18 protein-coding genes are annotated in these 17,381 nt (G+C 54.5%); 11 read left to right on the forward strand and 7 right to left on the reverse strand.

Going from position 1 to position 17,381, the window contains the following annotated elements; all coding sequences use genetic code 11:
* Positions 1-12: 12 nt before the first annotated feature.
* Positions 13-921, reverse strand: coding sequence for an oxygen-dependent coproporphyrinogen oxidase (hemF, locus tag ETA_RS06475; protein ID WP_012440831.1), 909 nt, complete (start codon positions 919-921; stop codon positions 13-15).
* 46 nt (positions 922-967) lie between these two features.
* Entirely contained in the window at positions 968-1,825 is an 858-nt protein-coding gene (gene amiA, locus ETA_RS06480) for an N-acetylmuramoyl-L-alanine amidase AmiA (RefSeq protein WP_012440832.1), read from the reverse strand.
* A gap of 209 nt (positions 1,826-2,034) precedes the next feature.
* On the opposite strand from amiA, the gene ETA_RS06485 reads away from it, so the two are divergent.
* From ETA_RS06485 to ETA_RS06530, 10 genes are all read left to right on the forward strand, one after another.
* Positions 2,035-2,460: a GNAT family acetyltransferase gene (locus tag ETA_RS06485; RefSeq protein ID WP_012440833.1), complete on the forward strand. Its 426-nt coding sequence runs from the start codon at positions 2,035-2,037 to the stop codon at positions 2,458-2,460.
* Between the two features lie 82 nt (positions 2,461-2,542).
* Positions 2,543-3,034 (forward strand): DUF2919 domain-containing protein, encoded by a 492-nt coding sequence (locus tag ETA_RS06490; RefSeq protein ID WP_042958737.1) that lies wholly within the window; start codon positions 2,543-2,545, stop codon positions 3,032-3,034.
* A gap of 72 nt (positions 3,035-3,106) precedes the next feature.
* Entirely contained in the window at positions 3,107-3,727 is a 621-nt protein-coding gene (locus ETA_RS06495) for an RpoE-regulated lipoprotein (RefSeq protein ID WP_012440835.1), read from the forward strand.
* Between the two features lie 292 nt (positions 3,728-4,019).
* A complete protein-coding gene (locus tag ETA_RS06500; protein ID WP_012440836.1) occupies positions 4,020-5,036 on the forward strand; it encodes a sulfate ABC transporter substrate-binding protein in 1,017 nt (338 codons plus the stop codon).
* Positions 5,036-5,869 (forward strand): sulfate/thiosulfate ABC transporter permease CysT, encoded by an 834-nt coding sequence (gene cysT / locus ETA_RS06505; RefSeq protein ID WP_012440837.1) that lies wholly within the window; start codon positions 5,036-5,038, stop codon positions 5,867-5,869. The genes ETA_RS06500 and cysT overlap by 1 nt, the downstream gene beginning before the upstream one ends.
* The gene (cysW, locus tag ETA_RS06510) at positions 5,869-6,744 is read left to right on the forward strand and encodes a sulfate/thiosulfate ABC transporter permease CysW (protein ID WP_012440838.1); all 876 of its coding nucleotides are present in this window, start codon (positions 5,869-5,871) and stop codon (positions 6,742-6,744) included. Before cysT ends, cysW begins: the two co-directional genes overlap by 1 nt.
* Positions 6,734-7,822 carry a sulfate/thiosulfate ABC transporter ATP-binding protein CysA gene (gene cysA / locus ETA_RS06515; protein ID WP_012440839.1) on the forward strand — a complete coding sequence of 363 codons (1,089 nt, stop codon included), beginning with the start codon at positions 6,734-6,736 and terminating at the stop codon, positions 7,820-7,822. The genes cysW and cysA overlap by 11 nt, the downstream gene beginning before the upstream one ends.
* Positions 7,823-7,901: 79 nt before the next feature.
* Positions 7,902-8,780, forward strand: coding sequence for a cysteine synthase CysM (gene cysM, locus ETA_RS06520; RefSeq protein WP_012440840.1), 879 nt, complete (start codon positions 7,902-7,904; stop codon positions 8,778-8,780).
* Positions 8,781-8,963: 183 nt separating this feature from the next.
* Entirely contained in the window at positions 8,964-9,644 is a 681-nt protein-coding gene (locus tag ETA_RS06525) for a response regulator transcription factor (RefSeq protein ID WP_012440841.1), read from the forward strand.
* Positions 9,641-10,993, forward strand: coding sequence for an ATP-binding protein (locus ETA_RS06530; protein ID WP_012440842.1), 1,353 nt, complete (start codon positions 9,641-9,643; stop codon positions 10,991-10,993). Before ETA_RS06525 ends, ETA_RS06530 begins: the two co-directional genes overlap by 4 nt.
* A 149-nt stretch (positions 10,994-11,142) precedes the next feature.
* On the opposite strand, the gene crr is transcribed toward ETA_RS06530, so the two are convergent.
* The 5 genes from crr to cysZ all read right to left on the reverse strand — a co-directional run bounded on the left by crr (position 11,143) and on the right by cysZ (position 16,235).
* Positions 11,143-11,646, reverse strand: a complete 504-nt coding sequence (gene crr / locus ETA_RS06535; protein ID WP_012440843.1) for a PTS glucose transporter subunit IIA — start codon at positions 11,644-11,646, stop codon at positions 11,143-11,145.
* Positions 11,647-11,689: 43 nt separating this feature from the next.
* The gene (gene ptsI / locus ETA_RS06540) at positions 11,690-13,417 is read right to left on the reverse strand and encodes a phosphoenolpyruvate-protein phosphotransferase PtsI (protein ID WP_012440844.1); all 1,728 of its coding nucleotides are present in this window, start codon (positions 13,415-13,417) and stop codon (positions 11,690-11,692) included.
* Between the two features lie 209 nt (positions 13,418-13,626).
* Positions 13,627-13,884, reverse strand: coding sequence for a phosphocarrier protein Hpr (ptsH, locus tag ETA_RS06545; protein ID WP_012440845.1), 258 nt, complete (start codon positions 13,882-13,884; stop codon positions 13,627-13,629).
* A gap of 392 nt (positions 13,885-14,276) precedes the next feature.
* Positions 14,277-15,248: a cysteine synthase A gene (gene cysK / locus ETA_RS06550; RefSeq protein WP_012440846.1), complete on the reverse strand. Its 972-nt coding sequence runs from the start codon at positions 15,246-15,248 to the stop codon at positions 14,277-14,279.
* Positions 15,249-15,458: 210 nt separating this feature from the next.
* Positions 15,459-16,235, reverse strand: coding sequence for a sulfate transporter CysZ (gene cysZ, locus ETA_RS06555; RefSeq protein WP_042958739.1), 777 nt, complete (start codon positions 16,233-16,235; stop codon positions 15,459-15,461).
* Between the two features lie 220 nt (positions 16,236-16,455).
* On the opposite strand from cysZ, the gene zipA reads away from it, so the two are divergent.
* A complete protein-coding gene (zipA, locus tag ETA_RS06560; RefSeq protein WP_042958742.1) occupies positions 16,456-17,373 on the forward strand; it encodes a cell division protein ZipA in 918 nt (305 codons plus the stop codon).
* The last annotated feature ends 8 nt before the right edge of the window (positions 17,374-17,381 follow it).

The following is a 17,381-nucleotide window of genomic DNA, read 5'->3' on the forward strand; positions in this document are numbered from 1 at the left end:
CGTTTCGTTAGCTTAAAGCCACTCTTTGACGACGATGAAATCACGGTACAGCGCCGCTTCCGGGCTATCTTCCCGCGGCTGGTAGTCATATTCCCAGCGCACCAATGGCGGCATCGACATCAGAATCGACTCGGTACGCCCGCCGGTTTGCAGGCCAAAAAGCGTGCCGCGATCCCACACCAGGTTGAACTCGACGTAGCGACCTCGGCGATAGAGCTGAAAATCGCGCTCACGCTCGCCCCATGTGAGCGCTTTCCGGCGCTCAACAATCGGCAGATAGGCATCGCAAAAACCGCGACCCACCGCCTGCATAAAACGAAAACTCTGGTCAAAGCCATGTGCATTCAGATCGTCGAAGAACAGCCCGCCAATCCCGCGCTGCTCGTTGCGGTGTTTCAGGTGGAAGTAGTCATCGCACCATTTTTTGTAGCGTGGATACACCTCTGCGCCAAAAGGCAGGCAGAGGTCAAAGGCGGTCTGATGCCAGTGCACCGCATCCTCGGTGAAGCCATAAAAGGGCGTGAGATCGAAACCGCCGCCAAACCACCAAACCGGGTCGGCTCCGGGTTTCTCGGCGATAAAGAACCGCACGTTGGCGTGGCTGGTAGGGATATAAGGATTTTCCGGATGGATAACCAGCGAAACGCCCAGCGCTTCAAAGCTGCGCCCTGCCAGCTCGGGACGGTGAGCCGTGGCGGAGGCGGGCATCTCATCGCCATGTACGTGAGAGAAATTAACGCCCGCCTGCTCGAACACCCGGCCCTGACGCAGCACGCGGCTTCGCCCGCCGCCGCCGCCGGGACGCTGCCAGCTGTCCTCGGCAAATCGGGCGGCACCGTCTGCCTGCTCCAGCTTCTGACAAATTTCATCCTGCAGGTTGAGTAAGAACCGCTTAACCTGGGCGATATCGGGTGTGTTCATAAGAAGATCCTATGCAAAAAGACGCACGGATTATACGTCATTTGCTTCAGCCTGTGCGCCTGGTTGTCTCGTCGCGATCAAAAAAGCTGACGATGCCGTCGGCGATGGCTCCGGCAATCTTCTGACGAAACGCCGTGGTGCCAAGCAATTTTTCTTCGGCGGGGTTAGTGATAAATGAGGTTTCTACCAGCACTGAGGGAATAGAAGGCGACTTCAACACCGCAAAGGCGGCCTGCTCGGTATGCTGGCTGTGCAAATGGTGCACCGGGCGGATCTGCCCCAGCAGATGCTGTCCGAGGATCAGGCTGTTCTTGATGGTATCGGTTTGCACCAGGTCAAACAGCACCTGCTGCAAATAGCGATCTTTGTCGGCGGCCTGCACTCCGCCAACCCGGTCCGCGGCGTTTTCTCTTTGCGATAAATAGCGCGCCATCGTGCTGCTGGCTCCACGATTTGACAGGGCAAAGACCGAAGCCCCGTTGGCGCTCGGACTGGTATACCCGTCGGCGTGTACCGACATAAACAGGTCGGCTCCGTGCTGATGGGCGATCTCGACCCGCTCGCCCAGCGGGATGAAGTGGTCACTTTCACGGGTCAGGCGCACCTCAATATGCGGATGGGTGCTCAACTGCTGGCGGATATGGTTAGCGATCTCCAGCACCACATGCTTTTCTTCCGAGCCGCCGTGTCCTACCGCACCTGAGTCAATCCCGCCATGGCCCGGATCGATCATGACGATTTTTTTGCCGGGAGTTGACGGTTTGGTGCGGGAAGTGTGCGGGCGCGTAACCCGCGGTTCTGCCCGCGCGGACGTTGATCTGGTCGCCAGTAGTGCCAGGGCCAGCCCGGAGAGTAGAAGCTGGCGGCGGCTGGTCAGCGGCGTCATCTGGGAAATTTTTTTCATCACGGCATCCGGTAGCCAAAGGTGTTCACCGTTATATCGTAACCGGCTCACCGCGGCGAGAGGGGAACTATGTCAGACTTTTACTAACTATTTCAGTCAGGTAATAGCCCTTACCGCCCCTTTTTTTCCTTAAGGTGGACCAATGGACTTGCGCCAGCAGAAGAATGCGTGATAATCAGCTAATTAAGCGCAATGACAGGCTAAATCTGATGGAAATTCGTGCATTCCGGCAAGATGATTTTGAAGAAGTGATTACCCTTTGGGAGCGTTGCGATCTGTTGCGCCCGTGGAACGATCCTGAAATGGATATTGAGCGTAAGCTAAATCACGATGCAGAGCTGTTCCTGGTAGCGGTGGCTGGCGGTGAGATCGTCGGTACGTTGATGGGGGGCTATGACGGTCACCGTGGCTCGGCCTATTATCTCGGCGTACATCCTGATTATCAGGGGCGAGGTTTCGCCAACGCGCTGATTAATCGCCTGGAGAAGAAGCTTATCGCCCGCGGCTGCCCGAAAATTAACGTGATGGTGCGAGAAGAAAATGATGCGGTGATCGGATTCTATGAAAAGCTGGACTATGAGACCCAGGACAGCCAGCTGTTAGGTAAGCGTTTGATTGAAGATCGTGAGTACTGATTTCACATCATCATCGACGTTGTGGCGGATCTGACCGCTAAGCCCATTCTGTTAGCGGTGTATCTGACCTGCTGCGATGCCAATGGTGTTGAGATTGACGGTATCCCTCTTTATAAAGCGATTCAACGTGAAATATCTTCCCGATGATTACGACAACAAAGGCCAGCTGCGGCTACCGCTCTCCTTTTGGGCGATATTGCTCCTGCAGGCGCGCACCTGGCTGCTGTTTGTCATGGCCGGCGCTTCAGGGCAGCAGGGCTCGCAGCTGTTGGAACTGTGTTACCCGGATAACCACAGTTTCTGGCTGGGGTTATGCCTGGGCGTGCCGGCCGCGTTTGGGCTGCTGTTAACCGGCTACCGGCAGCGTCTTCCGCGTCTTTGGCTGGCCTGGCGTTGGGTGCTGCTAGTGACTCTGGTACTGACGTTGCTGCTACCGTTCTTCCGATCGTGGCAGGACGATGTCGGCACCTCCGACCTGCTGCTGCTGACATCTCTGCTGGACGGCGTGGCGCTGCTGACGCTGCTCTATTCTCGGCGGCTGCGTGACTGCTTTGATCCTGCTGAAAACCACTAAATAAAACTTTTGTGCCGATTAGTACTCCAACAAGCTAATCAGGAAACCTTGTTAATACTATCTGGAGTTGTCATGAATATTATTCGACCCGCGTTGCTGGCGGGCAGCGTGCTGTTGGCAGGCTGCGCGGCGTCCACCTCGCAGTCCGCAAGCGATTCTTCTGCAACATGGTGGAACCCCATATCCTGGTCGTGGTCCAGCCTGTCACCGTTGAACTGGTTTTCCTCCCCCTTACTGGTCAGTGAGCAGGGAGTCGGCGGAATAAACGGGAGTACGCCGCTACAGCAGCAGGCGCTGACTGACGGCCTGAACGGGAATTACCCGCTGCGGCAGGGGATGCGTACCGCAGACGGCAGCATTGTTCACTTCTGGCAGGCGCTGGGCAACGATAAGCAGGTTAAGCTGGAGTTAACCGGGCAGAGCACCGTCAGCCGCATTGATGTCACCGACAGCCAGATTGCCACCGCCAGCGGGGTGAAAACAGGTACGCCGTTCAGCGCGATTTATCAAAAGGCCTTCAATAACTGTCAGAAGGGGAGCGGGGAAAACGGTGGCAGCATTGAATGCAAAGCGCCGGATAGCCAGCATATCAGCTATGTGTTCAGCGGCGACTGGCACGGGCCAGAAGGATTAATCCCTTCCGATGAAACCCTGAAAAGCTGGACCCTAAGTAAAATTATCTGGCGGCGTTAGTTCAGCCTTAAAAAGTGAATGCTGTTCACCCCCGATTTCCCCGGTATGAGATCTGGCTGGCGTGCGATAACGCCAGACCTTATGCCGGGGGAAGGCCGTTTGCGGTACGTGCCATTTTTCGTTTTCTCCTCAACGCGTTATCCCACCTACGACATAACCCATCCCACAGGCTTATAGCGTTTTATCATTGCAAAGCACCAAACGGTATATAAAACCGCTACGTCTTTACCGCTGGTTATCAATAAACTTAATACACTTTTTCCGCCCAGCCGGTTCATATTCAGGGTACATAATGACGTTACCGACGATCAAAAAAGCCGTCTCTGCCAGCGTACTGTCGCTGCTGCTGGGTATGAGTGCTCAGGCAACAGAGCTGCTAAACAGCTCCTATGACGTTTCGCGCGAGCTGTTTGTGGCCCTGAATACCCCATTTGAAAAGCAGTGGGCGCAGGAACACCCCGGAGATACGCTGACGATCAAACAGTCTCATGCCGGTTCGTCCAGGCAGGCGCTGGCGATTTTGCAGGGGCTGAAAGCGGATGTTGTCACCTATAACCAGCTAACCGATGTGCAAATCCTGCATGACAGGGGCAAGCTGATCCCGGCCGACTGGCAGCAACGCCTGCCGAACGGCAGCTCGCCATTTTATTCAACGATGGCTTTCCTGGTGCGTAAAGGAAATCCTAAAAACATCCACGACTGGCACGATCTGGTGCGTAGCGATGTGAAGCTGGTTTTCCCTAATCCAAAAACTTCCGGTAACGGGCGCTATACCTGGCTGGCGGCCTGGGGCGCTGCCGATCGTGCCGATGGCAATGATAAGGCGAAAACGGAAAAGTTCATGACGCAGCTGCTGAAAAACGTAGTGGTGTTTGATACCGGCGGCCGTGGAGCAACCACCACATTCGTTGATCGTGGCCTGGGTGATGTGCTGATCAGCTTTGAGTCCGAGGTGAATACCCTTCGCGACCGCTATTCACAGGATGGCTATCAGGTGATCGTGCCGCCAACCAATATCCTGGCACAGTTTCCGGTGGCCTGGATTGACAAAAATATTGAACAAAACCACAGCGAAGAGGCTGCCAAAGCCTATCTTAAGTATCTTTATACGCCATCCGCCCAACATATTATCACGCGCTTCTATTACCGAGTGGATAATCCGCAGCTGATGGCGCAGCAAAAAAATCGTTTCCCGCACACCGAACTGTTCAGGGTTGAGCAGGAATTTGGCAGCTGGGAGAGGGTTATGAAAACGCATTTCGCCAGCGGTGGCGAACTTGACAAGCTTTTATCGGCGGGGCGTGATTAATGTTGGCAACACGGAGTAAACGCGTACTGCCTGGATTTGGCATCAGCCTGGGCAGCAGCCTGTTTTTCACCTGTCTGATCCTGCTGCTGCCGATCAGCGCCCTGCTGATGCAGCTTTCGCAGATGACGCTGGCCCAGTACTGGGAGGTGATCACCAACCCGCAGGTGATGGCTGCGTATAAAGTGACGCTGATTGCCGCCGGAGTCGCATCTATTTTTAACGCGCTGTTTGGCATGCTGATGGCGTGGATCTTGACGCGCTATCGCTTCCCGGGGCGCGCACTGCTTGACGGTCTGATGGACCTGCCATTTGCGCTGCCAACGGCGGTAGCCGGGCTGACGCTGGCCGGCCTGTTTTCCGTCAACGGCTGGTACGGGCAGTGGCTGGCACAGTTTGATATTAAGGTGTCCTACACCTGGCTCGGTATTGCCGTGGCGATGGCATTTACCAGCATTCCTTTTGTGGTGCGCACCGTGCAGCCGGTACTGGAAGAGCTGGGGCCAGAGTATGAAGAGGCCGCTGAAACGCTCGGCGCAACGCCATGGCAGAGCTTCCGCCGCGTTGTGCTGCCGGAAGTTGGCCCGGCCTTGCTGGCAGGAACGGCGCTTTCTTTCACCCGCAGTCTGGGCGAGTTTGGCGCGGTCATTTTTATCGCGGGTAATATCGCGTGGAAAACCGAAGTGACCTCGCTGATGATTTTTGTCCGTTTGCAGGAGTTCGATTATCCGGCGGCCAGCGCCATTGCTTCCGTGATCCTCGCGGCTTCTCTGCTGCTGCTGTTTGCCATTAACACCTTGCAAAGTCGCTTTGGTCGTCGCATTGGGGGGCAATAATGGCTGAATTGAGCAATGTTAAAGACGCGGGTCATGCGCCCGTCCAGTGGGGAAAATGGGCGCTGATAGGCACCGGAGCCGTGATATCCCTGCTGCTGCTGGTCGTGCCGCTGGTGGCGATATTCGCCACTGCTTTTTCCGAAGGGCTAATGGCAACGCTCAGCAATTTGCGCGATGCGGATATGCTGCATTCCATCTGGCTTACGCTACTGATAGCCCTGATCGCGGTGCCGGTAAACCTGGTGTTTGGCACCCTGCTGGCCTGGCTGGTCACGCGTTTTACCTTTCCTGGACGCCAGCTGCTGCTGACGCTCTTCGACATCCCCTTTGCCGTGTCGCCGGTCGTGGCGGGCCTGATGTATCTGTTGTTCTGGGGGGTGAATGGCCCGGTTGGCGGCTGGCTGGATGCTCACAGTATCCAGCTGATGTTTTCGTGGCAGGGTATGGCGCTGGTGACGATTTTTGTCACCTGCCCGTTTGTGGTGCGCGAACTGGTCCCGGTAATGCTAAGCCAGGGCAGTCACGAAGATGAGGCCGCGGTGCTGCTGGGGGCTTCCGGCTGGAAAATGTTCTGGCGCGTGACTCTGCCGAATATCCGCTGGGCGCTGCTTTACGGTGTCGTGTTGACCAACGCACGCGCCATCGGTGAGTTTGGTGCGGTTTCAGTGGTGTCGGGGGCAATACGCGGCGAAACCTATACGCTGCCATTACAGGTTGAATTACTGCATCAGGATTACAACAGCGTTGGCGCGTTTACCGCCGCGGCCCTGTTAACCCTGATGGCGATAGTGACGCTGTTTCTGAAAAGCGCATTACAGTGGCGCTTAGAAAGCCAGCAACAGCGTTTGCAACGGGAGGAACACCATGAGCATTGAGATCGGCAACATCAATAAATCCTTTGGCCGGACGAAGGTCCTGAACGATATCTCGCTGGATATTCCCTCCGGGCAAATGATGGCATTATTGGGTCCATCCGGCTCGGGTAAAACCACGCTGCTGCGCATTATCGCCGGGCTGGAAAACCAGAACAGCGGTCGTTTGAGCTTCCATGGAAAAGACGTCAGTCGGGTACACGCCCGTGACCGCCAGGTAGGGTTTGTCTTTCAGCATTACGCGCTGTTTCGCCATATGACGGTATTCGACAATATTGCCTTTGGTCTGAAAGTATTGCCGCGCCGCGAGCGGCCGTCTGCGGCTGAGATTAAGCAGAAAGTGACCCGTCTGCTGGATATGGTGCAGCTGGGGCACCTGGCCGGGCGTTTTCCTGCCCAGCTTTCCGGTGGACAGAAGCAGCGCGTGGCTCTGGCGCGTGCGTTGGCGGTAGAGCCACAAATTCTGTTGCTGGATGAGCCTTTTGGCGCGCTGGATGCGCAGGTGCGCAAAGAGCTGCGCCGCTGGCTGCGCCAGCTGCATGAAGAGCTGAAATTCACCAGCGTGTTTGTCACCCATGACCAGGAAGAGGCGATGGAAGTCGCGGATCGCGTGGTGGTGATGAGCCAGGGCAATATTGAACAGGTCGGCACGCCGGACGAAGTGTGGCGCGATCCTGCAACCCGCTTCGTGCTGGAGTTTCTTGGGGAGGTGAACCGTTTCGACGGCGAAGTGCATGGTTCCCAGTTCCACGTTGGCGCGCACCACTGGCCGCTGGCATACACCCCGGCGCATCAGGGAAAAGTGGAGCTGTTTCTGCGTCCGTGGGAAGTCGACGTCAGCCGTCAGAGTAGCCTGGAAACCCCTTTGCCTGCCCAAATACTGGAGGTGAGTCCACGCGGGCACTACTGGCAGCTGGTTCTGGAGCCCGCCGGGTGGAGCGCCGAGCCGCTTACCGTGGTGTTGGAAGGCGGACATGCTGCCCCGCAGCGCGGCGAACGCCTGTTCGTTGGCCTGCAAAATGCGCGCCTTTATCACGGCAATAGCCTGTTACGACCGGTTGCCTTTGCTGAAAGCGCCTGATATTTTCCTTTGCTGACACTTATTTCCTCAAGGGGCTGGTGAATTCCAGCCCCTTTTATCTCATGCTGGGAAGCCTGACGTGATCACACTCGAAAATACGATTGGCAATACACCCTTAATCCAGCTACAGCGGCTGACGCCGGATAATGGCAGTGAGATCTGGCTAAAGCTGGAAGGCAACAATCCTGCCGGTTCGGTAAAGGATCGCGCGGCGCTGTCCATGATCCAGCAGGCGGAAGCGCGGGGTGATATCCATCCTGGTGATGTCCTGATCGAGGCCACCAGCGGCAACACGGGTATTGCTTTGGCGATGATCGCCGCAATGAAAGGCTATGTGCTTAAGCTGTTGATGCCGGAAAGTATGAGCGTCGAGCGTCAGGCGGCGATGCGCGCCTACGGCGCGGAGTTGATCCTCGTCAGCCGCGAGCAGGGAATGGAGGGCGCGCGCGATTTAGCGTTGGAGATGGCCGCACGCGGTGAGGGAAAGGTACTGGACCAGTTTAATAATCCCGATAACCCGCTGGGGCATTTTCTCACTACCGGGCCAGAAATCTGGCAGCAGACGGCGGGGCGTTTGACGCATTTTGTCTCAAGCATGGGCACCACCGGCACCATAACCGGCGTGGGTCGTTTTCTCAAACAGCAAAACCAGGGAGTGGAAATCGTCGGGCTACAGCCGTCCGAAGGCAGCAGTATTCCCGGCATCCGCCGCTGGCCCGCAGCCTACGTTCCGGGCATTTACCGGCCCGAACTGGTTGACCGCCTGTTGGATATGTCGCAACGAGAAGCAGAAGAGACCATGCGTCTGCTGGCGAGGAAGGAGGGGATATTCTGTGGCGTCAGCTCTGGCGGTGCCGTTGCCGGGGCGTTGCGCATCGCCCGCGCTCACCCCACCAGCGTGATAGTGGCAATTATCTGCGATCGCGGTGACCGCTATCTGTCGACCGGCGTGTACTGATCGCCTCTTTTGCATCCGAAACTAACGGCCGTTTCCACCCGCTCAAAGCGCATGATTTCACCATTTTTCGATCGATAGCAGACGAGTGGCTCGCTATTGTCATACTGTAAGGATTGGGTAAAAGGTGCTGCGCGTTGCCCATTAACGGGTGAAAATAGCGTCCATATTATTGAGAGATCGCGTATGAAAATTTTACTGGTCGATGACGACCTTGAGCTGGGCACCATGCTCAGCGAGTACCTGATTGCCGAAGGTTTTGATGCATCATTGGTGTTAACCGGTAAAGCCGGGGTGGAGGGGGCGCTTTCCGGGGACTACAACGCGATGATCCTCGATATCATGCTGCCCGATATGAGTGGTATTGATGTCTTGCGGCAGGTGCGACAGCACGGCCGCCTGCCGGTGATCATGCTAACGGCAAAGGGAGATAACATCGATCGCGTGATTGGACTGGAAATGGGGGCGGATGATTATATGCCAAAACCCTGCTATCCGCGTGAACTGGTTGCGCGCCTGCGTGCCGTGCTCCGGCGTGTTGAAGAGCCGCCGGCTTCTGTAAAGCACACCGATGAGGCGATATGGGGTGACCTGACGTTAAACCCGGCTACGCGCATCAGCAAATGGCAGAATACGCCTTTTGATCTCACCGCCTCGGAGTTTAATTTGCTCGATCTTCTGCTGCGCTCCGCTGAACGTGTGGTATCGAAGGATGAACTTTCGGAAAAGGGGCTGGGCCGCCCGCGTGAGGCTTACGATCGCAGCGTGGACGTGCATATCAGTAACATTCGCCAGAAGCTGTCGGCATTAACGCATGATGCTATTAATATCGAAACGGTACGCAGTATCGGCTACCGTATCCGATGAAATCCGGTTTCCGTGGTGTTCTATTCTGGAAAATCCTGCTGGGCTTCTGGCTAACATTTATTGCCATTACGCAACTCCTGTGGCTGGGTTTTAGCCTGTACGGTAAACACCACGAACCGCCTGAAAATCTTGCCACCAGGCGGATTATTAATCTGCAAATGACCTCTGCCGTATCCGTGCTGCGGCGCGGTGGCCCGGACGCGCTGAATACTATGCTGGCCGACTGGCCTTCGGATGATCGGCAGTTTTTTTCGGTGCGGCGAACCGATAGTTTTCCCTTGGATGAGACGTTGCCGGGTGAGCGGGATCGGGCCCTTCCTCCCGGAGAATTCCCGGAGCAGATTGTCGAATCGGTCAGTGGGGCAGACGGACATCACTATCAGCTCAGTTATAACGTGGCCGGCATGCGTGCAAACAGCGGGATGGATCGTCGGCCGCACAGCATTCTCAATATGCCGCAGCCGCTGTTTATTGCCGGCGGCATCTGCGGACTGTTATTCAGCCTGTTTCTTGCCTGGAACCTGACGCGTCCAATGCGCCAGCTGCGGGCGGGCTTTGCTCGTGTCTCAAAAGGCGATCTCTCCGTGCGCCTGTTTCCGCAAATGCGCCGCCGTTATGACGAGCTGTCGGCGGTAGCGCGGGATTTTGATGCGATGGTAGAGCGGCTTTCGGTACTGGTCAGCGCACGTGAAGAGCTGCTGCACGACGTTTCTCACGAACTGCGATCGCCGCTGGCACGCCTGCAGCTGGCTACCGGGTTAGCGCGGCAGACGCCCGACTCCGTTTACGCCTCACTCGACAGGATCGATGAAGAGGCGCGGCGTCTGGATAAGATGATCGGCGAGCTGCTTACCCTGTCGCGGGCGGAGCATAAGGATCTGCCCGATGAACAGTATCTCGATCTGCTGGGACTGCTGGAAGCGGTGGCTAACGATGCGCGCTACGAGGCGCAAATACCGGGAGTTGAGATCCTGCTTGAAGCCGATACCCATCATGATTACACCGTGAAAGGAGATGCCAACCTGATCCGTTCCGCGCTTGAAAACGTGGTGCGTAACGCGCTGCGTTTCTCATCCGGGGGCCAGCAGGTGCTGATTAACCTGCGACAGGAAGACGGCTGGCTGGCAATCAGCGTGCGCGATCGTGGTCCGGGAGTGGATCCCGACAAGCTTTCCAGCATTTTTGACCCGTTTGTGCGCGTTAATTCGCCGCTGTCAGGCAAAGGCTACGGGCTGGGGCTGTCCATCGTGCGTAAGGTGGTGAGCGCTCACGGCGGGGAGGTCGGCGCGGTGAATGCGCGCGATGGCGGTCTGGAGCTGACTATCCGTCTGCCGCACTGGAAGATGTAACCGGTCAGATCAAAGCTCGTTTTGTGGCAAAGGGTAAATGAATTTTTTTACATTCACAGACCGCATTCTGATAATGCCGGTCACAGGGGATAAACGAAATTAAAAAAAAGCCCCTGTAATAAAGGGGCTTTTTTCATGATGGGACGCGATTATTTTTTGATACGAATAACCGGGGTCTCACCCACAACCACGCTGCCCGTCAACTTAACCAGCTCTTTGATCTCGTCCATATTGGAGATCACGACCGGCGTCAGCGTTGATTTCGCTTTTTCTTCCAGCAACGCAAGATCAAATTCGATCACCACGTCGCCTTTCTTCACTTTCTGCCCTTCTTCGGCGATACGCTTAAAGCCTTCACCTTTCAGCTCAACCGTATCAATCCCGAAGTGGACAAACAGCTCGATGCCGTTGTCAGACTCAATGGAAAACGCATGGTTGGTTTCGAAAATTTTTCCGATGGTGCCATCAACTGGCGCAACCATTTTATTGCCTGTAGGTTTGATCGCGATACCATCGCCAACAATTTTCTCCGCAAAAACCACATCCGGTACGTCTTCGATATTAACGATTTCGCCCGATAGCGGTGCTACGATTTCAATAGCACCCGATGCAGAATCTGACTTATCGCCAAATAGTTTTGAAAACAAACCCATGTTCTTCTCCTAAGCAGTAATGTTGTGCCAGCGTCTCTCAGTTTCAGCAGAGTGTTTTTTCTTCGATGAACTTATTCACCAGGTTCATCAACTCATCCGCCGTTGGCTGAGCCAGAGCTTGCTCTGCTAACGCCTTCGCATCTTCAAAATTGGTGTTACGAATAATTTTCTTGATGCGTGGGATAGAAATGGCACTCATGCTGAATTCGTCCAGCCCCATTCCTAATAACAGTAGTGTAGCACGTTCGTCACCTGCCAGCTCACCACACATGCCGGTCCACTTACCTTCAGCGTGAGAAGCATCAATAACCTGCTTGATCAGCGTCAGCACAGAAGGAGACATAGGATTATAAAGATGCGCAATCAGGTCGTTACCGCGATCTACCGCCAGAGTATACTGCGTCAGGTCGTTTGTCCCAATACTAAAGAAGTCGACTTCTTTCGCCAGATGATGGGCAATGACTGCAGAAGCAGGGGTTTCCACCATGATACCGACTTCTATCTGCTCGTCGAAAGCTTTACCTTCGGCGCGCAGCTGGGCCTTAAGGGTGTCGAGTTCAGCTTTCAGGAAGCGAACTTCCTCAACGGAGATCACCATCGGGAACATGATACGCAGTTTGCCAAAGGCAGAAGCGCGAAGAATAGCACGTAGCTGTGCGTGCAGGATTTCAGTACGATCCATCGCAATACGTATCGCGCGCCAGCCGAGGAACGGGTTGTCCTCTTTCGGCAGGTTCATATACGGCAGGTCTTTATCACCGCCGATGTCCATAGTACGTACGATGACGGCCTGAGCGCCTACCGCTTCCGCAACGGCTTTATAAGCCTGGAACTGTTCATCTTCGCTTGGCAGAGATTCACGATCCATAAACAGGAATTCGGTACGGTACAAACCTACGCCTTCAGCGCCGTTGCGTTCTGCTCCCGCCACGTCACGCACGGTACCGATGTTGGCACAGACTTCAACCTGATGGCCGTCGAGAGTGATGGCCGGCAGATCTTTCAGTTTCGCCAACTCGTTTTTTTCGCTGGTGTACTGATGTGCAACGGCTTTTAACTCTTCTATTTTTTCTGGCGTTGGATTGACGTAAACCTGGTTGTTTACACCATCAAGGATAAGAAAATCATCGTTTTTCACCTGGCTGGTCACGTCACCCGTGCCGACAATAGCCGGCAGCTCCAGCGAGCGCGCCATAATGGAGGTGTGCGACGTACGGCCACCAATATCGGTGATAAAGCCTAATACTTTTTTCAGGTTCAGCTGGGCCGTTTCTGACGGAGTCAGATCTTTAGCGATCAGCAGAACCTCTTCGTTGATGGCGCTGAGATCGACGATATGCAGACCGAGAATATTTTGCAGCAGGCGTTTACCGATATCACGTACGTCGGCAGCACGCTCTTTCAGATACTCATCATCCAGCTCTTCCAGTGCTTTCGCCTGGCCATCAATAACAGAAAAGGCAGCGGCGTCGGCGGTGGCGTGCTCGTCTTTTATCAGAGCAATGATTTCCTGCTCAAGTTCTTCATCTTCCAGCAGCATGATATGCCCCTCGAAGATCGCTTCTTTCTCTTCGCCGAAGGTTTCACCGGCTTTGATTTTGATCGCGGCAAGCTGCTCGGCAGCCTTTTGACGACCTTCAAGAAAACGCTGAACTTCCTGGTCGACCTGGTCGGCAGAAATCTTTTTCCGGTTAATAACAATCTCATCTTCTTTCAGCAAAAGCGCCTTGCCGAAAGCGATACCCGGTGATGCTAAAATGCCTGAAATCATAACCCTACCTTTTCTCTTTCTGATTATCGTCTGAGGAAGGATACCCAGATAACCTCTGCGGTAATTCCACTCAGCGAGTCGGACGAATGATGCAAACCGATGCGTTACGTTTTGGCCATTTTACCAAAGCAACGTTGCGGGCGGTCTGTCCGCGATCAATCAATGTTGTATTATTCGGTCCGAATTTACTGCGCTGGATAGCGAACTGATTACTCAAGCTCTGCCATCAGTTTGACCAGATGCTCGACGGCCTTCTGCTCGTCTTCGCCTTCTGCTGACAGGGTCACTACTGTGCCTTGCGTCAGGCCCAGAGTCTGTAATTTGAACAGGCTCTTTGCGCTGGCAGACTTGCCGTTGGAGGTTACGGTGATATCTGAAGTAAAGGCTTTAGCTTCCTTAACGAACTGAGCTGCCGGACGAGTGTGCAGGCCGTTTGGTGCAGTAATGGTGACTTCTTGCTGGAACATTATGTTTCCCCAACTAAATTAAGTTTGGTGTTGTGGATTTAAAGCCTGGCCAAATGGCGGGCTTTAACCTGTAGTGAGTCGCACTGGCATAGTACAAAAACGTGCCAGAAAATGCGCTGGTAAGATGGAGTAAAAGTTAAGAGAAAATTCTGGATCTTCGTCTCACTCATCCACTTCTCATTATGCCGTCATTTGTCTTGCTGCGCCAAATAAGTAAATCGATTCAGCCAGCTCTAATTTGTGACCGATTAATTTTTCGGATCGAAATAATTGCCAGCTTAAATACCAGACCATCGAGGGTAAAATCAATCTTCCAGGTAGTAAAAGTTTGACGCACTCCACAAAAAAGCACCCTGATGGGTGCTTTTATAGACAATTTTGCCTGTCCACGTCTACGGCTGTAACTCTTTCTCGGTAAACAAATCGGCAAACAGTGCGGTGGAAAGGTAGCGCTCGCCGGACGAGGGGAGTACGACCACGATATTTTTTTCTGCAAACGCGCTATCTTCCTGCAACTTCAACGCGGCGGCAACGGCTGCGCCTGAGGAGATACCGGCCAGAATACCTTCTTCTTCCATCAGGCGCCGTGCGGTTGAGATCGCTTCTTCATTACTGATAGCGATAACGCGATCGATCAGATTGAGCTCAAGATTGCCGGGGATAAAGCCTGCACCTATCCCCTGAATTTTATGGGGGCCGGGTTTGATCTCGTCCCCTGCTAACGCCTGGGCAATGACCGGTGAATCGGTTGGTTCTACCGCAACCGAAATAAGATCTTTTTTCCCTTTGGTATTTTTCAGATAGCGCGTAACCCCGGTCAACGTGCCCCCAGTGCCCACGCCAGCAATAAATACGTCCACTTCGCCGTCGGTATCTTCCCAGATTTCCGGACCGGTGGTCTTTTCATGAATTTCTGGGTTTGCCGGATTACTGAACTGTTGCAGTAGAACGAATTTATCCGGATCGCCGGCGACGATCTCTTCCGCTTTGCTGATGGCGCCCTTCATGCCCTTAGCGCCTTCGGTCAGCACCAGATTCGCGCCCAGCGCTTTGAGCAGTTTACGGCGCTCTACGCTCATGGTTTCCGGCATCGTTAACGTGAGTTTATAGCCACGCGCTGCCGCAACGTAGGCAAGAGCAATGCCGGTGTTGCCGCTGGTGGGTTCAACCAGTTCAATTCCCGGCTTCAGAATTCCGCGTTTTTCTGCATCCCAAATCATATTGGCACCGATACGGCATTTGACGCTGAAGCTAGGATTACGCGACTCAACTTTTGCCAGAATGCGTCCATTACCGATGCGGTTCAGTCGAACCAGCGGCGTATGACCGATTGTTAAAGAGTTGTCTTCATATATCTTACTCATAGCCCGTCCTTAACTGTATGAAATATTGGGAACGCATAGAGCATACCTTGTTCAATCAGCCCGTGAAGTGAAGAAATCGTATATAGATATGTTTAGCAGAAATAAGCCCAGCCTAAATGGCATAAGGCGGGTGAAATGGCAATCCGGGCGGCTTTTACACCCCCCGAAATGCTCATCCGTAGCAGGCAAATGCGTTGGGTGAGTTGATCATCACAACGCTCTGGACGGGGATGTCAGGCGCAGCTCGGAACGGTAACGGTCTACCCACATGGCGGTGGCTCCGCATACCGCCACCGGCATGATCACAAGATTGAGGAGGGGGATCATGGTGAACAGGCTAACCAAAGCGCCGAACTGCATACTCATGGTTTTGTTCTGCCCCATAGCGGAGCGCATCTGGCGAAAGCTCACTTTGTGATTGTCAAACGGATAGTCACAGTACTGGATTGCCATCATCCAGGCGCTGAACAGGAACCACAGGACCGGGGCGACGGTCTGGCCAAAGCCCGGTAGAAAATAGAGTACCAGCAGCCCCAGCGCGCGAGGAAGATAGTAAGCCAGCTTCTGCCATTCGCGCTTCAGGATGCGCGGCAGATCCTTCACCAGTCCACTCCAGCCGCTATCGGGCAGTGGGTTACCCGTCAATCTTCCCTCAAGCTGTTCAGCCAGTAGCCCACAGAAAGGAGCGGCAATCCAGTTAGCAATAGTGGAGAAAAAGTAGCTGAAGACCAGGATGATTGACAGTACCAGCAGCGGCCACAGCAGATAGCTTAGCCACTGTAGCCAACCTGGCACCATCTCCATCAGTTCAGGTATCCAGTGTCCCAGACGTTGGAACAGCCAGATAAAGGCGCCCCCCATCAGGATAATATTGACCAACAGCGGCATAATGACAAAACGGCGAATGCCCGGCAGGCGGATCAGCTTCCAGCCAGCGCTGAAATAGTGTAAGCCGCCAGGCGACGAGTCAGCATTGTGTTGTGACATGAAGTGCATTTCTCCTTAATTCGGCAAGATTGTGGCTATCATAACCCACCTTTTTCTGCTCACCAGAGGTCGAGTGAATGAAAAAACAGCAAATAAGCACCCTCAAAGCGGGATATTTGTGAGAAAATACTGCCCGGACTTGCACTTGTGTACTCTGGCAAATACAGTTAGAGGATAAAGTTTGCCGCGGTGGCAAGGTACTGGAACAACAGAGAATACAATGATGCAGGATTTGCGTCTGATATTAATCGTTGTTGGCGCGATCGCCATAATAGCGCTTTTACTGCACGGCCTGTGGACCAGCCGTAAAGAGCGCTCATCCGTTTTTCGCGATCGCCCGCACAAGCGTTTAAAACAGAACAGAGAAGAAGCTTTCGAGGATGACGAAGAAGGCGTGGGGGAAGTGCGTACGCACCGCGCCTCCGCCGAAGCGCCGGAGCCTTCCCTGGGGGAATTGGATCCCGGAGACACGCCGCCGCGTCACGGTAAAGCGCAGCCCGTGCCGGAACGCCCAGAGCCGAAGGTCGAAGAGCCGTCAGGTGAGGACCCGCTGTTCAGTGGTGAGCCGCCGCACGCCTCTCGTGCGCGCCCCGAAACGCATAAGCCGGATCAGCCGGAAACCAGCCATATAGCGGCTCCTGCTGCCGCAGAGACTGCGCCAGCACCAGCCGAGCCGGCTCAGAAAACGCCTGAACCCCAGTCGCAGCCTAAACAGAAAGAGACCGTCCTGGTGCTCCACGTTTCGGCTCACGCCGGCGGTAGCATCAACGGTGAAGCGCTGTTGCAGGGCGTATTGCAGGCAGGGTTCCAGTTTGGTGAGATGAATATCTTCCATCGTCACCTGAATCCGGCAGGCAGCGGCCCGGTGCTGTTCAGCCTGGCGAATATGGTGAAGCCGGGGTCGTTTAACCCAGAAAATATGTCTGAATTCTCTACCCCCGGCGTGTCCATCTTTATGATGGTGCCGTCTTATGGTGATGCTCATCAAAACTTTAAGCTGATGCTGCAATCCGCACAGCGAATCGCTGATGATGTGGGTGGCGTGGTACTTGACGATGAGCGTCGTATGATGACGCCGCAAAAGCTGGAGACGTATAAAGCACGTATCCGTGACGTCATCGACGCTAACAGTCACTAAATCACCCT

Source organism: Erwinia tasmaniensis Et1/99 (genome assembly GCF_000026185.1).
GTDB lineage: Bacteria > Pseudomonadota > Gammaproteobacteria > Enterobacterales > Enterobacteriaceae > Erwinia > Erwinia tasmaniensis.

Excerpts from the sequence above, each read along its gene's own strand:
- hemF (WP_012440831.1), bottom strand. The coding sequence starts at position 921 with ATGAACACACCCGATATCGCCCAGGTTAAGCGGTTCTTACTCAACCTG.
- amiA (WP_012440832.1), bottom strand. The coding sequence starts at position 1,825 with ATGAAAAAAATTTCCCAGATGACGCCGCTGACCAGCCGCCGCCAGCTT.
- ETA_RS06485 (WP_012440833.1), top strand. The coding sequence starts at position 2,035 with ATGGAAATTCGTGCATTCCGGCAAGATGATTTTGAAGAAGTGATTACC.
- ETA_RS06490 (WP_042958737.1), top strand. The coding sequence starts at position 2,543 with ATGGTGTTGAGATTGACGGTATCCCTCTTTATAAAGCGATTCAACGTG.
- ETA_RS06495 (WP_012440835.1), top strand. The coding sequence starts at position 3,107 with ATGAATATTATTCGACCCGCGTTGCTGGCGGGCAGCGTGCTGTTGGCA.
- ETA_RS06500 (WP_012440836.1), top strand. The coding sequence starts at position 4,020 with ATGACGTTACCGACGATCAAAAAAGCCGTCTCTGCCAGCGTACTGTCG.
- cysT (WP_012440837.1), top strand. The coding sequence starts at position 5,036 with ATGTTGGCAACACGGAGTAAACGCGTACTGCCTGGATTTGGCATCAGC.
- cysW (WP_012440838.1), top strand. The coding sequence starts at position 5,869 with ATGGCTGAATTGAGCAATGTTAAAGACGCGGGTCATGCGCCCGTCCAG.
- cysA (WP_012440839.1), top strand. The coding sequence starts at position 6,734 with ATGAGCATTGAGATCGGCAACATCAATAAATCCTTTGGCCGGACGAAG.
- ETA_RS06525 (WP_012440841.1), top strand. The coding sequence starts at position 8,964 with ATGAAAATTTTACTGGTCGATGACGACCTTGAGCTGGGCACCATGCTC.
- ETA_RS06530 (WP_012440842.1), top strand. The coding sequence starts at position 9,641 with ATGAAATCCGGTTTCCGTGGTGTTCTATTCTGGAAAATCCTGCTGGGC.
- crr (WP_012440843.1), bottom strand. The coding sequence starts at position 11,646 with ATGGGTTTGTTTTCAAAACTATTTGGCGATAAGTCAGATTCTGCATCG.
- ptsI (WP_012440844.1), bottom strand. The coding sequence starts at position 13,417 with ATGATTTCAGGCATTTTAGCATCACCGGGTATCGCTTTCGGCAAGGCG.
- ptsH (WP_012440845.1), bottom strand. The coding sequence starts at position 13,884 with ATGTTCCAGCAAGAAGTCACCATTACTGCACCAAACGGCCTGCACACT.
- cysK (WP_012440846.1), bottom strand. The coding sequence starts at position 15,248 with ATGAGTAAGATATATGAAGACAACTCTTTAACAATCGGTCATACGCCG.
- cysZ (WP_042958739.1), bottom strand. The coding sequence starts at position 16,235 with ATGTCACAACACAATGCTGACTCGTCGCCTGGCGGCTTACACTATTTC.
- zipA (WP_042958742.1), top strand. The coding sequence starts at position 16,456 with ATGATGCAGGATTTGCGTCTGATATTAATCGTTGTTGGCGCGATCGCC.